The 17317-nt window shown below is 72.7% G+C and carries 15 protein-coding genes; 8 read left to right on the forward strand and 7 right to left on the reverse strand.

Annotated features, from left to right (window positions below):
* Window positions 1-6: 6 nt before the first annotated feature.
* Together murC and msrB are read left to right on the forward strand one after the other, a co-directional pair.
* Window positions 7-1401 carry a UDP-N-acetylmuramate--L-alanine ligase gene (gene murC, locus AB0I83_RS00430; protein ID WP_363303041.1) on the forward strand — a complete coding sequence of 465 codons (1395 nt, stop codon included), beginning with the start codon at window positions 7-9 and terminating at the stop codon, window positions 1399-1401.
* A gap of 10 nt (window positions 1402-1411) precedes the next feature.
* The gene (msrB, locus tag AB0I83_RS00435) at window positions 1412-1819 is read left to right on the forward strand and encodes a peptide-methionine (R)-S-oxide reductase MsrB (RefSeq protein WP_363303042.1); all 408 of its coding nucleotides are present in this window, start codon (window positions 1412-1414) and stop codon (window positions 1817-1819) included.
* A 238-nt stretch (window positions 1820-2057) separates the two neighbouring features.
* Here msrB and AB0I83_RS00440 read toward each other — a convergent pair whose 3' ends face one another.
* The 6 genes from AB0I83_RS00440 to AB0I83_RS00465 all read right to left on the reverse strand — a co-directional run bounded on the left by AB0I83_RS00440 (window position 2058) and on the right by AB0I83_RS00465 (window position 10618).
* Window positions 2058-4229, reverse strand: a complete 2172-nt coding sequence (locus tag AB0I83_RS00440; RefSeq protein ID WP_363303043.1) for an MMPL family transporter — start codon at window positions 4227-4229, stop codon at window positions 2058-2060.
* Between the two features lie 40 nt (window positions 4230-4269).
* A complete protein-coding gene (locus tag AB0I83_RS00445; RefSeq protein ID WP_356534396.1) occupies window positions 4270-4818 on the reverse strand; it encodes a TetR/AcrR family transcriptional regulator in 549 nt (182 codons plus the stop codon).
* Window positions 4819-4961: 143 nt separating this feature from the next.
* Window positions 4962-5441 carry a hypothetical protein gene (locus tag AB0I83_RS00450; RefSeq protein WP_356842340.1) on the reverse strand — a complete coding sequence of 160 codons (480 nt, stop codon included), beginning with the start codon at window positions 5439-5441 and terminating at the stop codon, window positions 4962-4964.
* A 146-nt stretch (window positions 5442-5587) separates the two neighbouring features.
* The gene (locus AB0I83_RS00455) at window positions 5588-8002 is read right to left on the reverse strand and encodes a GTPase-associated protein 1-related protein (RefSeq protein WP_363303044.1); all 2415 of its coding nucleotides are present in this window, start codon (window positions 8000-8002) and stop codon (window positions 5588-5590) included.
* Window positions 8003-8386: 384 nt separating this feature from the next.
* Entirely contained in the window at window positions 8387-9979 is a 1593-nt protein-coding gene (locus tag AB0I83_RS00460) for an MFS transporter (protein ID WP_363303045.1), read from the reverse strand.
* 165 nt (window positions 9980-10144) lie between these two features.
* Complete coding sequence (locus AB0I83_RS00465; RefSeq protein ID WP_356534388.1) at window positions 10145-10618, reverse strand: MarR family transcriptional regulator; 474 nt, start codon at window positions 10616-10618, stop codon at window positions 10145-10147.
* A 191-nt stretch (window positions 10619-10809) separates the two neighbouring features.
* On the opposite strand from AB0I83_RS00465, the gene AB0I83_RS00470 reads away from it, so the two are divergent.
* The 4 genes from AB0I83_RS00470 (at window position 10810) to AB0I83_RS00485 (ending at window position 14834) form a co-directional block, all read left to right on the forward strand.
* Window positions 10810-11271, forward strand: coding sequence for a MarR family transcriptional regulator (locus AB0I83_RS00470; protein ID WP_363303046.1), 462 nt, complete (start codon window positions 10810-10812; stop codon window positions 11269-11271).
* A 324-nt stretch (window positions 11272-11595) separates the two neighbouring features.
* Window positions 11596-12624, forward strand: a complete 1029-nt coding sequence (gene tdh / locus AB0I83_RS00475; RefSeq protein WP_356534384.1) for an L-threonine 3-dehydrogenase — start codon at window positions 11596-11598, stop codon at window positions 12622-12624.
* Window positions 12625-12667: 43 nt separating this feature from the next.
* Window positions 12668-13849, forward strand: coding sequence for a glycine C-acetyltransferase (locus tag AB0I83_RS00480; RefSeq protein ID WP_356534383.1), 1182 nt, complete (start codon window positions 12668-12670; stop codon window positions 13847-13849).
* A 31-nt stretch (window positions 13850-13880) separates the two neighbouring features.
* The gene (locus AB0I83_RS00485; protein WP_356534381.1) at window positions 13881-14834 is read left to right on the forward strand and encodes a LysR family transcriptional regulator; all 954 of its coding nucleotides are present in this window, start codon (window positions 13881-13883) and stop codon (window positions 14832-14834) included.
* A 64-nt stretch (window positions 14835-14898) separates the two neighbouring features.
* Here AB0I83_RS00485 and AB0I83_RS00490 read toward each other — a convergent pair whose 3' ends face one another.
* Complete coding sequence (locus AB0I83_RS00490) at window positions 14899-15285, reverse strand: VOC family protein (RefSeq protein ID WP_356842349.1); 387 nt, start codon at window positions 15283-15285, stop codon at window positions 14899-14901.
* Between the two features lie 86 nt (window positions 15286-15371).
* On the opposite strand from AB0I83_RS00490, the gene AB0I83_RS00495 reads away from it, so the two are divergent.
* Window positions 15372-15998 (forward strand): nucleoside/nucleotide kinase family protein, encoded by a 627-nt coding sequence (locus AB0I83_RS00495; RefSeq protein ID WP_363303047.1) that lies wholly within the window; start codon window positions 15372-15374, stop codon window positions 15996-15998.
* Window positions 15999-16124: 126 nt separating this feature from the next.
* On the forward strand, window positions 16125-17255 hold the full coding sequence (locus AB0I83_RS00500) for an aminopeptidase P family protein (protein WP_363303048.1): 1131 nt from the start codon (window positions 16125-16127) through the stop codon (window positions 17253-17255).
* Window positions 17256-17317: the final 62 nt, after the last annotated feature.

Raw genomic sequence — 17317 nt, forward strand, 5'->3', positions numbered from 1 at the left:
ACACGCATGGCATCCGGTATTCCTGCCGCCCTGGAACGGCCGCACTTCATCGGCATCGGCGGAGCCGGAATGTCGGGCATCGCGAAGATCCTGGCCCAGCGCGGAGCGAAGGTGGCGGGCAGCGACGCCAAGGAGTCCGCCACCGCCGAGGCGCTCCGCGCCCTGGGGGCCACCGTCCACATCGGGCACGCCGCCGGTCATCTGGCCGACGACGCGACCTCGGTCGTCGTGTCCAGCGCCATCCGCGCCGACAACCCCGAGCTGGTCCGCGCCGCCGAGCTGGACATCCCCGTCGTGCACCGCTCCGACGCGCTCGCCTCCCTGATGGAGGGGCTGCGCGCCGTCGCGGTCGCCGGCACGCACGGCAAGACCACCACGACCTCGATGCTCGCCGTCGCCCTCACCGAGCTCGGCCTCGACCCGTCGTACGCCATCGGCGGCGACCTGGAGGGCCCGGGAACGAACGCCACGCACGGCGGCGGTGACATCTTCGTCGCCGAGGCCGACGAGAGCGACCGGAGCTTCCAGAAGTACGACCCGCAGGTGGCGATCGTCCTCAACGTGGAGCTCGACCACCACGCGAACTACGCGTCGATGGACGAGATCTACGAGTCGTTCGAGACCTTCGTGGGCAAGGTCGTCCCCGGCGGCACCCTGGTCATCGCGGCCGACCAGCCCGGGGCCGTCGAGCTGACCCGCCGGGTCCGCGAACTGTCCTCCCTCACCGTCGTCACCTACGGCGAGTCCGAGACCGCCGACGTGCGCGTGCACAAGGTCACCCCGCGCGGTCTGACCAGCGAGGTCACGGTCGTACTCAACGGCAAGTACCTCACCTTCACCGTCTCCGTGCCCGGCCGTCACTACGCCCACAACGCGGTCGCCGCCCTCGCCGCGGGCGTCGCCCTCGGCATCCCGGCGCACAACCTGGCCTCCGCCATCGGCAAGTACACCGGGGTCAAGCGCCGTCTCCAGCTCAAGGGCGAGGCGGCCGGCGTCCAGGTCATCGACTCCTACGCGCACCACCCCACCGAGATGGCCGCCGACCTGGAGGCCATGCGCGGCGCGGCCGCGGACTCACGCCTCCTGGTGGTCTTCCAGCCCCACCTCTTCTCCCGCACCCGGGAGCTCGGCACCGAGATGGGCCAGGCCCTCGCCCTCGCCGACGCGTCCCTGGTCCTGGACATCTACCCGGCTCGCGAGGACCCGATCCCGGGCATCACCAGCGAGCTGATCATCGACGCCGCGAGGACCGCGGGCGCCGATGTCACGGCCGTGCACGACAAGGCGGGGGTGCCGGCCGCCGTCGCGGGAATGGCGAAGCCGGGCGATCTGGTTCTCACCATGGGAGCGGGCGATGTCACCGACCTCGGCCCGCAGATCCTGGACCACCTGTCGAGCTGAGGGAGCCACCGTGTCGTACGACGTCGAGAAGCCGGACGAGCAATGGCGGGCGGACCTGACCCCCGCCGAGTACGCGGTGCTGCGCAAGGCCGGCACCGAGCCCGCGTTCGTGGGCGAGTACACCGATACGAAGACGGCGGGTGTCTACTCCTGCCGTGCCTGCGGCGCGGAGCTGTTCCGCTCCGACACCAAGTTCGAGTCGCACTGCGGCTGGCCGTCCTTCTACGACCCGAAGGACACCGACGCCGTCGAGCTGCTCCAGGACAGCAGTCTCGGCATGGCGCGCACCGAGGTGCGCTGCGCCCGCTGCGGTTCACACCTCGGGCACGTCTTCGAGGGCGAGGGCTACCCGACGCCCACGGACCAGCGGTACTGCATCAACTCGATCTCGCTGAGGCTCGCGCCCGACGAGGCCTGAGAGGCGCGGGCCCGCGTCGTCCTGAGTCCGGGGCGCGGGCCGGGTCCGGCGCCGCCATACCGCGGGGCCTTCGCACGACGCCGCCCGCCGGGAGCAGGTCTCCCGGCGGGCGGCGTCGTGCGAGACGGATGCGCGACCGGCGGTCCGTCCACACCGCCGTGCGATCAGGCGGTCCCGCCGCGCGGGTAAGCGACCCGTGGGGCAGCAGGACCGCCGTTCTGTTTCGCGGCACGGCCGCTCACACCTTCGTGAGCTCCGCGGTCTCCCGCCGCACCGGGATCTCCTGCTGCAGCCGCTCACCCTCGATGTCGAGGTCGGGCAGGATCCGGTCGACCGGGCGGGGCAGCCACCAGGCGGCACGTCCCAGCAGGTGCATGACCGCCGGCACGAGGGTCATGCGGACCACGAAGGCGTCGACGAGTACGCCGATGGCCAGGGCGAAGCCGATCGACTTGATGACCGGGTCGTGCATCAGCACGAATCCGCCGAAGACGGCGGTCATGATGATCGCCGCCGCGGTGACCACCCGTGCGTTGTGGCCGACCCCGCTGATGACCGACTCGCGGGCGTCGCTGCCGTGGACGAAGTCCTCCCGCATCCGCGAGACGAGGAAGACCTCGTAGTCCATGGCCAGCCCGAACAGGATGCCGATCAGCAGGATGGGCAGGAAGCTGACCAGCGGCCCGGGGACGTCGAGGCCCACCAGGTCTGCGAGAGCGCCCTGCTGGAAGATGGCGACGGTGATGCCGAACGTGGCACCGATGGTCAGCAGGAAGCCCAGCGCCGCCTTGACGGGCACCAGGACCGAGCGGAAGACCAGCATCAGCAGCAGGACCGACAGCCCGACCACCAGGAGCAGGTAGACCGGCAGGGCGTCGGCGAGCTTCTCCGACACGTCGATGCCGACCGCGGTCGCGCCCGTCAGGGCGACGGCGGCGCCCCGCACGCCCTCCACCCGGTCGCGGATCGCGTTGACGGTGTCCTCCGTCGCGGCATCGGTGGGGCCGGTCTCGGGGATCACGGCCAGCAGGGCGGTGGTGCCCTGCTGGTTCAGCTGCGGAGGGGCCACGGCCAGTACGCCGTCGGTCTCCATGATCAGAGCGGCGGTCTCCTTCGCGGCGGCGCCGGTCGCCTGCGCGGTGTCGCCGGACACGACGGCGACCAGCCGCCCGTTGAAGCCCTCCCCGAAACCCTCGGTGGTCAGGTCGTAGGCCTCGCGGTTGGGTGAGCCCTCGGCCTCGGTGCTCGCGTCGGGCAGGGCGAGCCGCATGTCCTGCACCGGCAGGGCGAGAGCGCCCAGGCCGATCACGCCGATCAGGAGGACGGGGACGCGCAGCCGGGCCACGATCCGCCCCCAGCGGAAGCCGAAGCCGGTGCCGGTCTCCGCGGGAGGCGTGGCGGGTGTCCCGTCCCCGGTCCGCTGCTTGCGCGGCAGGACACGCGGCCCCGCGAAGCCGAGGACGGCCGGAAGGAGTGTGAGGGACACCAGCACCGCGAGGGCTACCGTGGCCGCCGCCGCCAGGCCCATCACCGTCAGGAAGGGCACGCCGGCGACGGCGAGCCCGGCCAGCGCGATGACGACGGTCGCCCCGGCGAAGACCACGGCCGAACCGGCCGTCCCGGCGGCCCGGCCGGCCGCCTCCTCGCCGTCCATGCCCTCCGAGAGGTAGGTGCGGTACCGGGAGGTGATGAACAGGGCGTAGTCGATGCCGACGGCCAGGCCCAGCATGAGCGCCAGGATCGGCGCGGTGCTCGTCAGCTCGACGGTGCTGCTGAGGGCGAACAGCCCCGCCATACCGGCCGCCACGCCGACCAGGGCGTTCAGCAGGGTCATCCCCGCCGCCACCAGGGAGCCGAAGGTCAGGACCAGCACGAGCGCGGCGACCCCGACACCGATGATCTCGGTCGAACCGACTTCGGGGACGCCCCGCATGATCTCGCCGCCGTGTTCGACGCGCAGATCCGCCACGGACGCGCCCGCCTTCGAGAAGGCCTCGCGCTGGGCGTCGGTGATGCCGTCGACACCGGACTTGAACTGCACCTGGATCAGCGCGTAGCGGCCGTCCGGCGAGACGGCCCTGGACACGAACGGGTCCACGGCGGCAACCACGCCGGGAACCTTCGCGGCCTCCCCGGTCACGGGAGCCACGGCCGCCTTCGTCAGCTTGCCGCCCCCGGGTGCGGCCACGACTATGGTCCCGGTCGCGCCGCCCGCCTGCGGGAACTCCCGGGAGAGTTCGTCCAGGGCCTTCTGGGACTCGGTGCCCGGAATCGAGAACTTGCTGGTGGTGGGCCCGCTGAAGGCCGCCGCTCCTCCTCCGAGCAGTGCGAGCAGCAGGAGCCAGAGCGCGAGGACACGTCCTCGGCGGCGGAAGGAGGACCGGCCGAGCCGGTAGAGCAGGATTGCCATGCGAGAGAGGCGTCTTTCTCTTCGGACTGGACGACTTCTGTCAGCTGACGGGATGCCCGAGGACTCTCAGGGCTCCCCGCACCAATTCGGCGCGCATCGTTTCCGTGGGGACATCCACGTCGCCGGCGACCGTGACTGCCACGCCGCCGATCACCATCTGTGCCGCCACACGGGCACGCGGTTCCCGCGAACGCCCGGCCAGGGCGTCCGCGAGTTCGTCGACCGCCCGGGGGATGACGGCCAGGACCGGGTGACCGAGCATGTCGGGCAGCTCGGCGAAGATGATCTTCACTTCCTGGCGGAACCGCATCGCCAGACCTACGTAGACGGCCACGGCCGACCGCACTGCCTGGTCGCCCTCCAGCGTCGCCAGTTCGTCCCTCATGGCCGACAGGCTCTCGGCCGGAGGGGTCAGCAGTTCCGTGAGGATCGCGTCCTTGCCTGCGAAGTGGTAGAGCAGGGACGCCTTGGAGCAGCGCGCCTCGACCGCGATGTCGTGCAGCGAGGCCCCTTTGAAGCCGTGCTCGGCGAAGAGGTGCAGTGCGGAGTCGAGGATCTGGCGGCGCATGGGGGAAGGCGGGCGTGGCATGCCGACACCGTAGCTGGCCGATCGGTCAGTTCTGGCCGATCGGTCAGGTATTTACTGTGAGCCACGCCACTTTCCGCCGGTTGCCGCTGGGTGAGGCGTCCGCCCTCCCGATGACGCACGAGGACCGGCCGGCCTCCAGCCCTCTAGTCCTCCTCGGGGGACCTGGACTCCGCAGCCGCCTCCGCCCGGAGCAGCGGGTGCGCGACGCCGGGGAACACCCTGGCCCGCACGATCTCCTCGGCCGCCCCGCCCTGCACCACGGTCTCCGCGACGCCCCACGGGCGCCCGGCCAGGTGGACGGTCAGCGTGTACGAGGACGAGCAGCCCATGCACTCGTACCGGTCCGCCCAGGCCTCCACGTCGGTGACGCTGCCCGGATAACGCTTCACGTGCCGATGGCGGGCGTGGCAGCGGTCGCAGGTCTCGCCCGGCTCGCACGTGCCGCCGCACGGGCAGGGCACGTCCAGCGAATCTGCGGGCTGCCAGCGCTGGACGAGAAGGGCGTCACGGGTCGCGCCCATGTCCTTCATCGCCTTCAGGTTGCGCGCGGCGACGTTGTACGACTCGCCGGTCGCGGCCATCCGGTCCCGGATCACGTCCTTGCGTCCGCGGTTCGTCGTCATGCTGTCTCCTCCCGGGGTGTCACGCAGCCCGCCAGGAGGCACACGAGATCAGAACCGCCAACGGTACCCGCCCCACGGGCGCGGGCGGACACGCGCACCGGGCGCCGCGCCTGGCCGTTGCCCCTGGCGGGCGGACGCCCGGTCCGTCACCCCCGGCGCACCCGGCCCGCGATCCGCTTGCCGAGGCGCCCCAGGGTGCGGGGCGGACGGTTCCAGGCGCGGAAGGCGTCGAGGGTGCGGCTGCTTCCCTCGCGTTCCACCGCCTGTTCCACCGCGGCCAGTCCCTCGGGCGACAGGGCGCGGACGGCGGGACGCAGTACGTCGTCGAGCAGGGCGGCCCGCGTTCCCGTCCAGGCCTCACCCGCGTGCGGATGGGCGTTCCACACCGCGAAGCAGTCCGCCGCGTACGCCGGATCGGCCTCCAGGAGGGCCCGGACCTCGTCGCGGCGGGCGGCCCTGCCGTACGCCGCGATCAGGTCCTCGTCCCCGCTGTGCACGAACGCGTACAGCTCCGCGTCGGGCCGCTGCGGGGCGAGCAGCCGGCCGGCCAGGGCTCCGTAGGCGTGTTCCAGGGCCAGGGGCTCCACCGGTTCGGCACGGCTGCGCAGCATTCGGGCGTGGTCCGCCCAGCCGGGCTCCGCCGATCCCGAGCGCATGGTGCGCGCGAAGTCCAGCAGCATCAGGCAGGCGCGCACCCGGGTGCTGATCTCCTGCGGGAACCCCCGCAGCAGGTCGTGCGCGAGTTCGGCGGCGTCCTCGTCGTGTGCGGGGGCCCCGAGCGCGGCGTCGACCAGGCGCGTCCAGGTGCCGGCCGTTCTGTGGGCGTCGGACGTGGTCTCGTCGAGCAGCGCCCTGGCCTCGCCCGCCGTAGGGGTCTCCTCGCCCCACACCAGGCCGACCGCGGTCCGCAGCACCAGGGGCTCGGCGAACGGGGACATGCCTGCGGCGCGCAGCACCGTGTGCAGGACCGCCACCCGCTCGGTGCCCCGGGCCCTGGCGGCCGGTGCCTCGGCGCACATCCGCAGATGGGGCAGTGCCTGCGTCCCGGTGAACGGCAACGAGACCCGGGTCAGCAGCGACTCCGTGTCCGCCGGATGGTCGGGCCCGAGCCGGTCCAGTTCGCCCAGCAGGGCCGTACGCACGTCGAACTGCTCGTCCAGCAGCTCCAGCAGAGCCGGACACGCCTCCGCCCCGGGATCGTCGAGCAGCGCGCGGGCCAGTCGGCGTACGGCGTCGGGGAGCAGCTCGGCGACGTCCAGGCCGAGCAGCCGCACGAGCCGCAGCAGTTGTACGGTCCGCGCGACACCACGGGGTACTCCGGAGGAGAGCTCGGCCAGCAGTTCGTCGCCGAGCTCCTCGACCAGTGCGGCGAGCGCGCGTCGTCCCTCGGGTTCCTCGAACGCCGAGCGTGCGGGCGGCTCCAGGTCCACGTCGTCGCCCCGCACCGCCTCGGTCACCAGCAGTGCCGCCAGCGGCGCCGTGACGTCGGCGGGGCAGCGGCCGTCCAGCGCCGTCAGCAGCCGTAGCGCGGCCGCGCACTCCGCGGCAGTGCGGTCGTCGGCGGGCGCGGTCAGCGCGTCGGTCAGCTGCCGGGTGCGCTTCTCGTCCAGGGCGTACGGCCGCTCGGCCGCCCAGTCGGCCGCCGCCGCACGCTCGTTGGAGCCGAGTGCGATACCGGCGCCGAGCGCGGTCACGGCGAGCGGCCCGGCCGCGAAGGGCTCGCCCGGCAGGTCCGCCGCGTCCCGGAAGAGCTCGGGGGCCCGGCTGCGCCAGATCCTGGCGGCGGTCCCCGCCCAGGCGTCGCCGACCGCTCCGGCCGGCCGCGGGCCCGAGGCGACGTGCACACGGAAGCGGGGGTCGCGGGTGTCGGGCGCGTCCTCCGGCAGGACGCCGACGACCTGGTGCGCCGTGCGACCCGGATGCCGGGTGTAGGTGGTGAAGGTCAGCCGCTCCGCGTGCTCCCGGGGCAGTGCGGCGGCTGCCAGCGCGATCCACCTGGCGACGTCGGCGCTCTGCCGCTCCACGAGTACGACGGGTGGCGCCGACGGGTCCTCGCTCGCCCGGCGCAGGTCGGCGAGCACGGCCGCGAGCCACGGGCTGCGTGACACCGCGAAGTCGCCGAGCCCCTCCCGTGTGAGCCCTCGGGACGGGCCGTGCGTGGTGGACAGCGAGGTCAGAGGGTCGGGAGGGGTGCGGTCCGGTGTCCCGGAGAGCCAGCCGGCGGCACCCCACGCCGTCACCGGGAGGGCCTGGCCGGGCATCGGCGTACCCGGTGTCAGATGTACGGCGTGCGCGTGGAAGCCGGCCGGGCCGGTGGCGACCGCACGGCTGAGCAGGTGGCTGCCGTCGGAGAGCGCTACGTACCCGAACGCTACCGGCAGGGCCCGGAGTTGGGAATCGGAGAGCCGGTCGGGAGTGCCTGCCGGGGCTTCGTACGACAGAAGCGGCGCGGCCTCGGCGCGGACCGGCCCCGGTATCCCGGGGTCGACGGCGGTGAAGCGGCCGCCGGTCTCCCCGCCGCCGGCCGTGACGGAGGTGTAGTGCAACTGCGGGAGGCTCATGCGTAGGCCCTCATTGTCCCTGCCACGTGCGTCCCCGTGACACGCACCGGCCACTGCTCGCCGCCCTGTCGGTGCGGCCCGGCCCGGCGGAGCGACGACCCCGGCGGGGAGCTTTCCGTAGTCGTGCGGGCGACGCTATCAAGGCCTGACACCCTGTCGGGCCGCGCGCCGTACGACGACGCCACACGTTGGACGTATGACCGGGGACCGCTCCACGCGGGAGCGGTGGAGCGCGAGGGCGGCGGCGGCCCGGGCCGCCGCGGAGCCGCGCCGGTCCGGGCCGCGCAGGGCGAGGCCCCCGGGGTCCGCGGGAGCGGGCCGGTCCGGCCGGGTGGCGGGCGCGTTCCCCGCGCTGACCTTCTCCCGGCCGCACTTGACGAGACGTCAACTACGTACGTCGGTCGGCCCGGTGGCGCGGCGCATGCCGAATCCGGCCAGGAGCGCCCCCGCGACACAGAGGACTGCCGTGACGAGTGCGGCGCTGTGCACGCCGTTCATGAACGCGTTGCCGCTGCCCTCCACGACAGCGGCCCGCAGTTGGGCCGGCATGTCGTCCGTGACGGGGGCGACGCCCATGGCCACAGCGTCCTCCGCCTTCCGGAAGCCCGCCGCGGCCCCCGCCGGAACACCCGCGGAGGTCAGTTCGCCTGTGAGGGTGGAGCTGACCTTGCCGCTGATCAGGGAAACCAGCACGGAGGTGCCGAGCGCCCCGCCGACCTGCAGCGACGTGGCCTGCAGGCCTCCCGCCACCCCGCCGTCCCTCTTCGGGGCGTTGCCGACGATGGCGTCGGAGGACGCGGACATCACCATGCCCACGCCCAGCCCGATGGCCAGGAACGGCGGCCACAGGGCGGCGTACGGGGAACCGGCGTCCCAGGTGAGCATCCACAGGGAGGCGGCGGCCTGGAGGACCATGCCGGCCGGCATGGTCAGCCGCGGGCCGAAACGCTGGGTCAGGGCGGCCCCCAGAGGTGCGGCCACGACGGTGGCGAGGCTGAGCGGCAGGGTGCGGACGCCGGACTCGACGGGGCTGAAGCCGCGCACGTTCTGCAGGTACAGCATCAGGAAGAAGATGACGCCGAGCAGCACGAAGAAGTTGATCGCGGTGACGATCGTGCCGATGGTCAGCGACCGGTCGCGGAAGAGGCGCATCGGCAGCAGCGGGTGCCGCAGACGCGTCTCGTACCAGCCGAAGACGGTCAGCACGACCAGGCCCGCGACGACCGAACCCAGTGTTCCGGCGGACGTCCAGCCCCAGGTCTCGCCCTTGACCACGCCGAAGACCAGGGCCACCAGACCGAGCGCCAGCAGGATCACGCCGGGTACGTCGAAGCGGTGGTGGCCGGTGGAGTCCTTGCTCTTCGGGAGCACGAGCAGGCTGATCACCAGGGCCACGACGCCGATGGGGGCGTTGATGTAGAAGACCGACTCCCAGCCGACGTGCTCGATGAGCAGCCCGCCGACGATCGGCCCGAGTGCGGTGGAGCAGGACGCCACCATCGCCCACAGGCCGACGGCCGTGCCGAACCTGTGGGGCGGGAAGACCGCGCGCAGCAGCCCCAGCGTGTTGGGGATCAGCAGCGCGGCGAAGAGGCCCTGCACGGCACGGAAGGCGATGACCCCCTCGATCGAACCTGAGAGGCCGATGGCCACCGAGGCCAGCGTGAAGCCGACGGTGCCGACCATGTAGACCGTGTGCCGGCCCAGGCGGTCACCGAGCTTGCCGCCGAGGATCAGCAGGGCCGCCATGGCGATGAGGTAGGCGTTGGTGACCCACTGGAGGTCCGCGGTGGACGCGTCGAGGTCGCGGCCGATCTCGGGGTTCGCGATCGCGACGACGGAGGCGTCGAGATTGACCATGAACAGGCCGATGGCGACGGCGACGAGGGTCAGCCAGGGGTTGGTACGCCTGCCCCTGGGGGCGTCGGCCGGGCTGGTCTCGGGCGGGGAGGAGGTGTCCACGGTGGTGGAGGACATGCGGAAGCCTTGTCTGTGAACTGCTTGATCGGGGGAGGCCCTGGATCAGGGGAGACGGAAGCGTGGAGGCGTGCGGGAGTGGAACGGCGCGCACCGGTGGGACGGGCCGCGGCACGCGGGTGCGGCGGCCGGGCCGCAGGGATGTGCTGAGGGCTCGGCGGGAGGTCAGCCGGCGGCGGAGTGGAGGTTCCGGTTCAGGGAGGACAGTGCACCCAGAGCCGCGCCGAGGGCGTCCAGCTCACCCTCGGTGAGGGTGTGCAGGGCGCGGGCGAGGTGCGTCTCCTTGAGCGTCCGCGCCTGGGCGAGCCGCTCCCGGGCCGTGGCCGTCGGGTACAGGTGGGCGACCCGCTTGTCGGCCGTGTCCTGCCTGCGTTCCAGCAGCCCCTGCTCGGTGAGCTGGGAGACCAGCGCGCTGACGTTGTTCGGCTTCATGAGCAGGGCGTCTGCCGACTCGCGCACCGTGATCCCCGCACGCTCCTCGACCAGGAACAGCAGCGCCAACTGGCCGTCCGGAAGCCGGGGGTGAGGGAATCCGTGCGCGACCTGCCGCTCCAGACCCCGGTGCAGCGCGGGCAGGAAGGCCACGAGCACGGAGGCGACGTGGTCGATGTCCTGGTCGGGCGCGGTGGAGTCGGGCACGCCGGCAGCATAGGTACCGGATGATAGCTATGTCAACATACTTAAATGCGGTGTCGGGTGGTACGCGGTCGGGGAGAGTGGCTCCGGCGCACCTGGGGTGAGGGCTCACAGGGGTGGTATACGTGCAGTTGAGAGCCCCGAAGGGCCCCGAAGAGCCCCGAAGCGTCGCGAAGGCGGTCGAGAGAAGGACCATGGACAAGCCCACGCATCTGATCGAGTTCGAGACCATGCTGCTCGGGCGGCACCTTCAGCTGGGCGCTCCCCGGTCCCGCAGGGGCGGCGGATGCCTCGACCGCAGTGCGTACACCCTGCTCAGCCGGATCCGGATGGAGGGCCCGATGTCCATCGGGCAGCTCAGCGAGGCGTTCGGGCTCGACGCCTCCACCCTGAACCGGCAGACCGCCGCGATGCTGCGGGCCGGGCTCGTCGAGCGGATCCCGGATCCCGCCGGCGGCATCGCCCGGAAGTTCCGCATCACGGAGCAGGGCGAGGGCAGCCTCGACGCCGAGCGCGCGGAGAACATCAGCGGTCTCGACCAGGTGATGGCCGGCTGGGCCCCTGACGAGGTCGCCGGCTTCGCCGCGTACCTCAAGCGCTTCAACGGTGACATCGAGGACCTCGACGGCCGGCCCTGGCCCCGGCCCCGCTCCTGAGGCCCCGGTCCCGCCCCCTGCTCCCGAGGCCCCGGCCCGGCCCCCGCGGCCACCCCTCGGCGCCCTCCGGACCACGGCCCGAGGCTGATCCACGGCCTCGCTCGGGATCACGGCCTGAAGTCGATCTACGCCCTCGCTTAAGAAATCCTCGATGGACCTGAGGCCCTGCGTACGGCACATTCGTCATGACGGCGGACAGCCCGTCGGCAGGCCTCACGGTCCGCCCCGTCCGTCGTGACCCCCCAGCCACCCCGGGCCGAAGGCCGCCTTGGCCGTGCCTCCGTCCGGGGTACTCACCATGCACCAGGACAGGGAGCCGCACCCGTGAAGGCACTCGTGAAGCACAAGGCCGAGCCCGGACTCCTGCTGATGGACGTGCCGGAGCCCGAGACCGGCCCCGGGGACGTGCTGATCAAGGTCCTCCGTACCGGGATCTGCGGCACCGACCTGCACATCCGCGACTACGACGGCTGGGCGCAGCAGGCCGTGCGCACCCCGCTGATCCTGGGCCACGAGTTCGTCGGCGAGGTCGCCGGGATCGGCGCGGACGTCGTCGACATCAAGGTCGGCGACCTGGTCAGCGGCGAGGGCCACCTGGTGTGCGGGAAGTGCCGCAACTGTCTCGCCGGCCGTCGGCACCTGTGCCGCTCCACGCTCGGGCTCGGCGTCGGCCGGGACGGTGCGTTCGCCGAGTACCTCGCCCTGCCCGCCTCGAACGTCTGGGTCCACCGGGACAAGGTCGACCTCGACATCGCCGCGATCTTCGACCCGTTCGGCAACGCCGTGCACACCGCGCTGTCCTTCCCGCTGGTCGGTGAGGACGTGCTGATCACCGGCGCCGGTCCGATCGGCATCATGGCCGCCGCCGTCGCCCGTCACGCCGGTGCCCGCAACGTCGTCATCACCGACGTCAGCGAGGCGCGGCTGGAGATCGCCCGCAAGGTCGGGGTGAACCTCGCGCTGAACGTCGGCACCGGGACCATCGCCGACGGCCAGCGCGAACTCGGCCTGCGCGAGGGCTTCGACATCGGCCTGGAGATGTCGGGACGCCCCGAGGCCATGCGCGACATGATCGCCAACATGACCCACGGCGGACGTATCGCGATGCTCGGACTGCCCGCGGCGGAGTTCCCCGTCGACTGGTCCCGGATCGTCACCTCGATGCTCACGATCAAGGGCATCTACGGCCGCGAGATGTACGAGACCTGGTACGCCATGTCCGTACTGCTGGAAGGCGGGCTCGACCTCGCCCCGGTGATCACAGGCCGGTACGGCTACCGCGACTTCGAAGCCGCGTTCGACGACGCCGCGAGCGGCCTCGGTGGCAAGGTACTGCTCGACTGGGCCGCCTGAAGCTCCTCGTACGCACCCCGTAACCACCTGGGAGACACCCTTCATGTTCGATTCCGTACGCGACGACCTGCGCACCACCCTCGACGAGATCCGCGACGCCGGGCTCCAGAAGCCCGAGCGGGTCATCGGCTCCCCGCAGTCCGCCACCGTCACCGTCACCTCAGGTGAGGTGCTCAACTTCTGCGCCAACAACTACCTCGGTCTCGCCGACCACCCCGAGGTCGTCGCCGCGGCCCACGACGCACTGGACCGCTGGGGCTACGGCCTGGCGTCCGTACGTTTCATCTGCGGCACCCAGGAGGTCCACAAGGAGCTGGAGCAGCGGCTCTCGGGCTTCCTCGGCCAGGAGGACACGATCCTCTACTCCTCCTGTTTCGACGCCAACGGCGGAGTCTTCGAGACGCTGCTGGGCCCCGAGGACGCGGTGATCTCGGACGCCCTCAACCACGCCTCCATCATCGACGGCATCCGCCTCTCCAAGGCCAAGCGCCACCGCTACGCCAACCGCGACATGGCGGACCTGGAGCAGCAGCTCAAGGACGCCTCCGGGGCGCGCCGCCGCCTCGTCGTCACCGACGGCGTCTTCTCCATGGACGGCTACGTCGCCCCGCTGGCGGAGATCTGCGACCTCGCCGACCGGTACGACGCGATGGTCATGGTCGACGACTCGCACGCCGTCGGATTCGTCGGGCCGGGCGGCCGGGGCACCCCCGAACTGCACGGGGTCATGGACCGCGTCGACATCATCACCGGCACGCTCGGCAAGGCGCTCGGCGGTGCGTCGGGCGGTTACGTCGCGGCGCGCGCCGAGATCGTCGCGCTGCTGCGCCAGCGTTCGCGCCCGTACCTCTTCTCCAACTCCCTCGCCCCGGTCATCGCCGCCGCCTCCCTCAAGGTCATCGACCTGCTGGAGTCCGCGGGCGACCTGCGCGAGCGGCTCAACGCCAACACCGCGCTGTTCCGCTCCCGGATGGCCGAGGAGGGGTTCGACATCCTCGCCGGTGACCACGCCATCGCCCCCGTGATGATCGGGGACGCGGCGAAGGCGAGCCGGATGGCGGAGCTGCTCCTGGAGCGCGGGGTGTACGTGATCGGGTTCTCCTACCCCGTGGTCCCGCAGGGCGCCGCCCGCATCCGCGTCCAGCTCTCCGCCGCCCACTCCACCGAGGACGTCGACCGGGCCGTCGAGGCGTTCGTCGACGCGCGGAAGGCACTGGAGGCGTAGCCGTCCCCCCGCGACCGGGGACAATGAGCACATGATCGATGCACGGCGGCTGCGTATCCTCCGTGCGGTGGCCGACCACCGCACGGTGACCGCCGCTGCCGCCGCGCTCTACCTCACCCCTTCCGCGGTCTCCCAGCAGCTCGCCGCACTCGAGCAGGAGACCGGCCACCGCCTGGTCGAGCGCGGGGCGCGGGGCGCCCGGCTGACCGCCGCCGGCGAGATCCTGCTGACCCACGCCAACGCCGTCCTCGCCCAGCTGGAGCGGGCGGAGGCGGAACTCGCCGACTACGGCGCGGGCGTCGGGGGGACCGTCACCGTCGCGGCGTTCGCCACGGGCATCGGCCTCGTCCTCGCCCCCGCCATCGCCGGACTCGCGCGCTCCGCGCCCGGCATCCGGGTCCGTGTGCAGGACGCGGAGGGCGACGCGAGCGTGCCCATGGTGCTGGACCGGCAGGCCGACGTGGCGGTGGCCGTCGAGTACCGGGGCGCGCCCGGTGAGGACGACCGGCGGCTGACGCGGGTGCCGCTCTACTCGGAGCCCTTCGACGCGGTGCTCCCGGCAGGCCACCGCCTCGCCGACGAGGAGCAGGTGGCCGTCGCCGACCTCGCCAAGGACGCGTGGATCGGGCCGTATCCCGGCAACCCCTGCCATGACGTGGTGGTCCTGGCCTGCGAGTACGCCGGGTTCGCGCCCCGCCTGGAGCACTCGTCGGACGACTTCCACGCGGTGGTAGCCCTGGCCGGGGCGGGCGCCGGAGTGGCGCTGGTGCCCCGCTCGGCGCTGCGCGGCACGGAGCTGGGCGGTGTCGTCGTACGGCCGGTCGAGGGGGTCGCCCCGACCCGCCGTGTCTTCGCCGCGGTGCGCCAGGGTGCCGAGGGGCACCCGCTGATCAAGCCGGTCCTGGACGCGCTCCTCGCGGCGGCCCGGCCGGGCGGCGAGGGCGGCGGGGCCTCGGTCACGGCCCCGGACGTCGGGCCCGCGTGACGGCGCGTGTCCGCCGGGGCGTTCCGGCCCGCGGCGGGTCCCGCGGGTCCGGGCCGGTGCGTACTCAGGCCGGCTGCAGCAGGTCCCACCGGTTGCCGTAGAGGTCCTCGAACACGGCGACGGAGCCGTACGTCTCGTGCCGCGGCTCCTCCAGGAAGCGGACACCGGCGGCCCGCATCCGGGTGTGGTCGCCCGCGAAGTCCTCCGTGTGCAGGAAGAAGCCGACCCGGCCGCCCGTCTGCGCCCCGACGCTCGCCAGTTGCGTGTCGTCCTTGGCGCGGGCCAGCAGCAGCCCCGTACCCGCCGTACCACGCGGCCGCACGACGATCCAGCGGGTGCCGTCGCCGCGGTCCGTGTCCTCCACCAGCTCGAAGCCGAGCGCCCCGGTGTAGAAGGACAGGGCTTCGTCGTAGTCGCGGACGACCAGCGTGACCAGGGCGATGTGGGACATGGAGATCCTCGTCGTCGGAGTGGCGGAACGGGTTGGTTATACGTAACACTAACCTGGTGCCGACCGGTGCGAGGACAATCGCCGCCATGGACACGAGTGACTTCGCCGCACAGGCGGACCGGGCGCGCGGCCTCGCCGCCACCGGCGAACGCCGCATCCTCGGCATCGCGGGACCACCCGGCGCCGGCAAGTCCACCCTGGCCGCCCGGATCGTCGGCGCGCTCGAAGGGCGCGCCGTCCTCGTCCCGATGGACGGATTCCACCTGGCGGGAGCGGAGCTGGAGCGTCTGGGACGTGCGGGGCGCGAGGGCGCTCCCGACACCTTCGACGCCGCCGGATACGCGGCGCTCCTGCGGCGCCTGAGGCATCCGCCGGAGTCCGGTCCGGTCTACGCGCCCGCCTTCGACCGGACCCTGGAGGAGCCGGTCGCCGGCTCCGTCCGCGTCCCGCCCGGCATCCCGCTCGTCGTGACCGAGGGCAACTACCTGCTCCTGGACGAGGGTCCCTGGGCGCCGGTGCGCGGGCTGCTCGACGAGGTGTGGTTCCTGGACGCCGATCCACGGGAAAGGGTCGGCGGACTCGTGGAGCGGCATGTGCGCTTCGGCAAGTCCCGTGCGCACGCCGAGCGTTGGGTCGCCGACTCCGACGAGCGCAACGCCAGGCTGGTCGAGCGCCACCGCGACCGCGCCGACCTGGTCGTACGACGCAGCTGATCCGCACGGCCCACGCGACACCCCGCCGCACCACGCCGCAGGACGGGCGCGGCGCCACGCTCGCGTCCACCGGCGCGGACGGGCAGGATGCTCGGTGCCGCGTCGCGTTCCCGCCAGGAGGTCCCCATGCCCAGTCCCGACCAGCCCGTGCCCTTCACCGCCGACGACTACCGCGACCGGATGGCCCGCGCGGCCGGGGCCGCGGACGCCGCGGGCCTCGCCGGTGTGCTCGTGGCCCCGGGCCCCGACATGGTGCATCTCACCGGGTACCGCCCGACGGCCGAGACCGAGCGTCTCACCGTGCTCGTCCTGCGTGCGGGGCACGAGCCCGTCCTCGTCGTCCCGGCGCTGGAGGCCGCGGACGCCGGTCGGGCGCCCGGCGCCCCCGCCCTGGCCCTTCGGGACTGGACCGACGCCGCGAACCCGTACGCCCTGACCGCCGGACTGCTCGACGCCAAGGGCAGGTTCGGGATCAGCGACAACGCCTGGGCGTTGCACCTGCTGGCCCTGCACGGGCTGCTTCCCGACACCTCCTACGCCTCGCTGACCGAGGCCCTGCCGATGCTGCGCGCTGTCAAGGACGCCGCCGAGCTCGACCGGCTCGCGGCGGCAGGCGCCGCCGCCGACGCGACGTACGAACGGATCCTCAAGGTCCGCTTCTCCGGGCGGCGGGAGAGCGAGGTGGCGGCCGATCTGGCCGGGCTCCTCCTGGAGCACGGGCACTCCCAGGTCGACTTCACCGTGGTCGGGTCCGGGCCGAACGGCGCCGACCCCCACCACGAGGCGGGTGAACGGACCATCGGAGCCGGTGACATGGTCGTCCTGGACTTCGGCGGGCTCAAGCACGGCTACGGCTCCGACACCTCCCGCACGGTCAGCGTCGGTGAACCCACCGCCGAGGAGCAGCAGGTCCACGACGTCGTACGGGAGGCGCAGGAGGCGGGCGTCCGCGCGGTGCGGCCGGGCGTCTCCTGCCAGGAGATCGACCGGGCGGCCCGCGCCGTGATCACCGAGTCCGGTTACGGCGAACGGTTCATCCACCGCACCGGCCACGGCATCGGCGTCACCACCCACGAACCGCCGTACATGATCGAGGGTGAGGAGCTGCCCCTCGTGCCCGGGATGTGCTTCTCCGTGGAGCCCGGCATCTACCTCCCGGGCCGCTTCGGCGTCCGAATCGAGGACATCGTCACGGTCACGCGGGACGGCGGGAGGCGGCTCAACACCACCTCCCGCGAACTCGCCGTCGTCGAGTAGCGGACCCGACCGGCGCCGCACCGGTCCCGCGGCCCGAGGTCGCGGAACCGGTGCGGCACGTC

It is taken from the genome of Streptomyces sp. NPDC049970 (assembly GCF_040660235.1).
Lineage (GTDB): Bacteria > Actinomycetota > Actinomycetes > Streptomycetales > Streptomycetaceae > Streptomyces.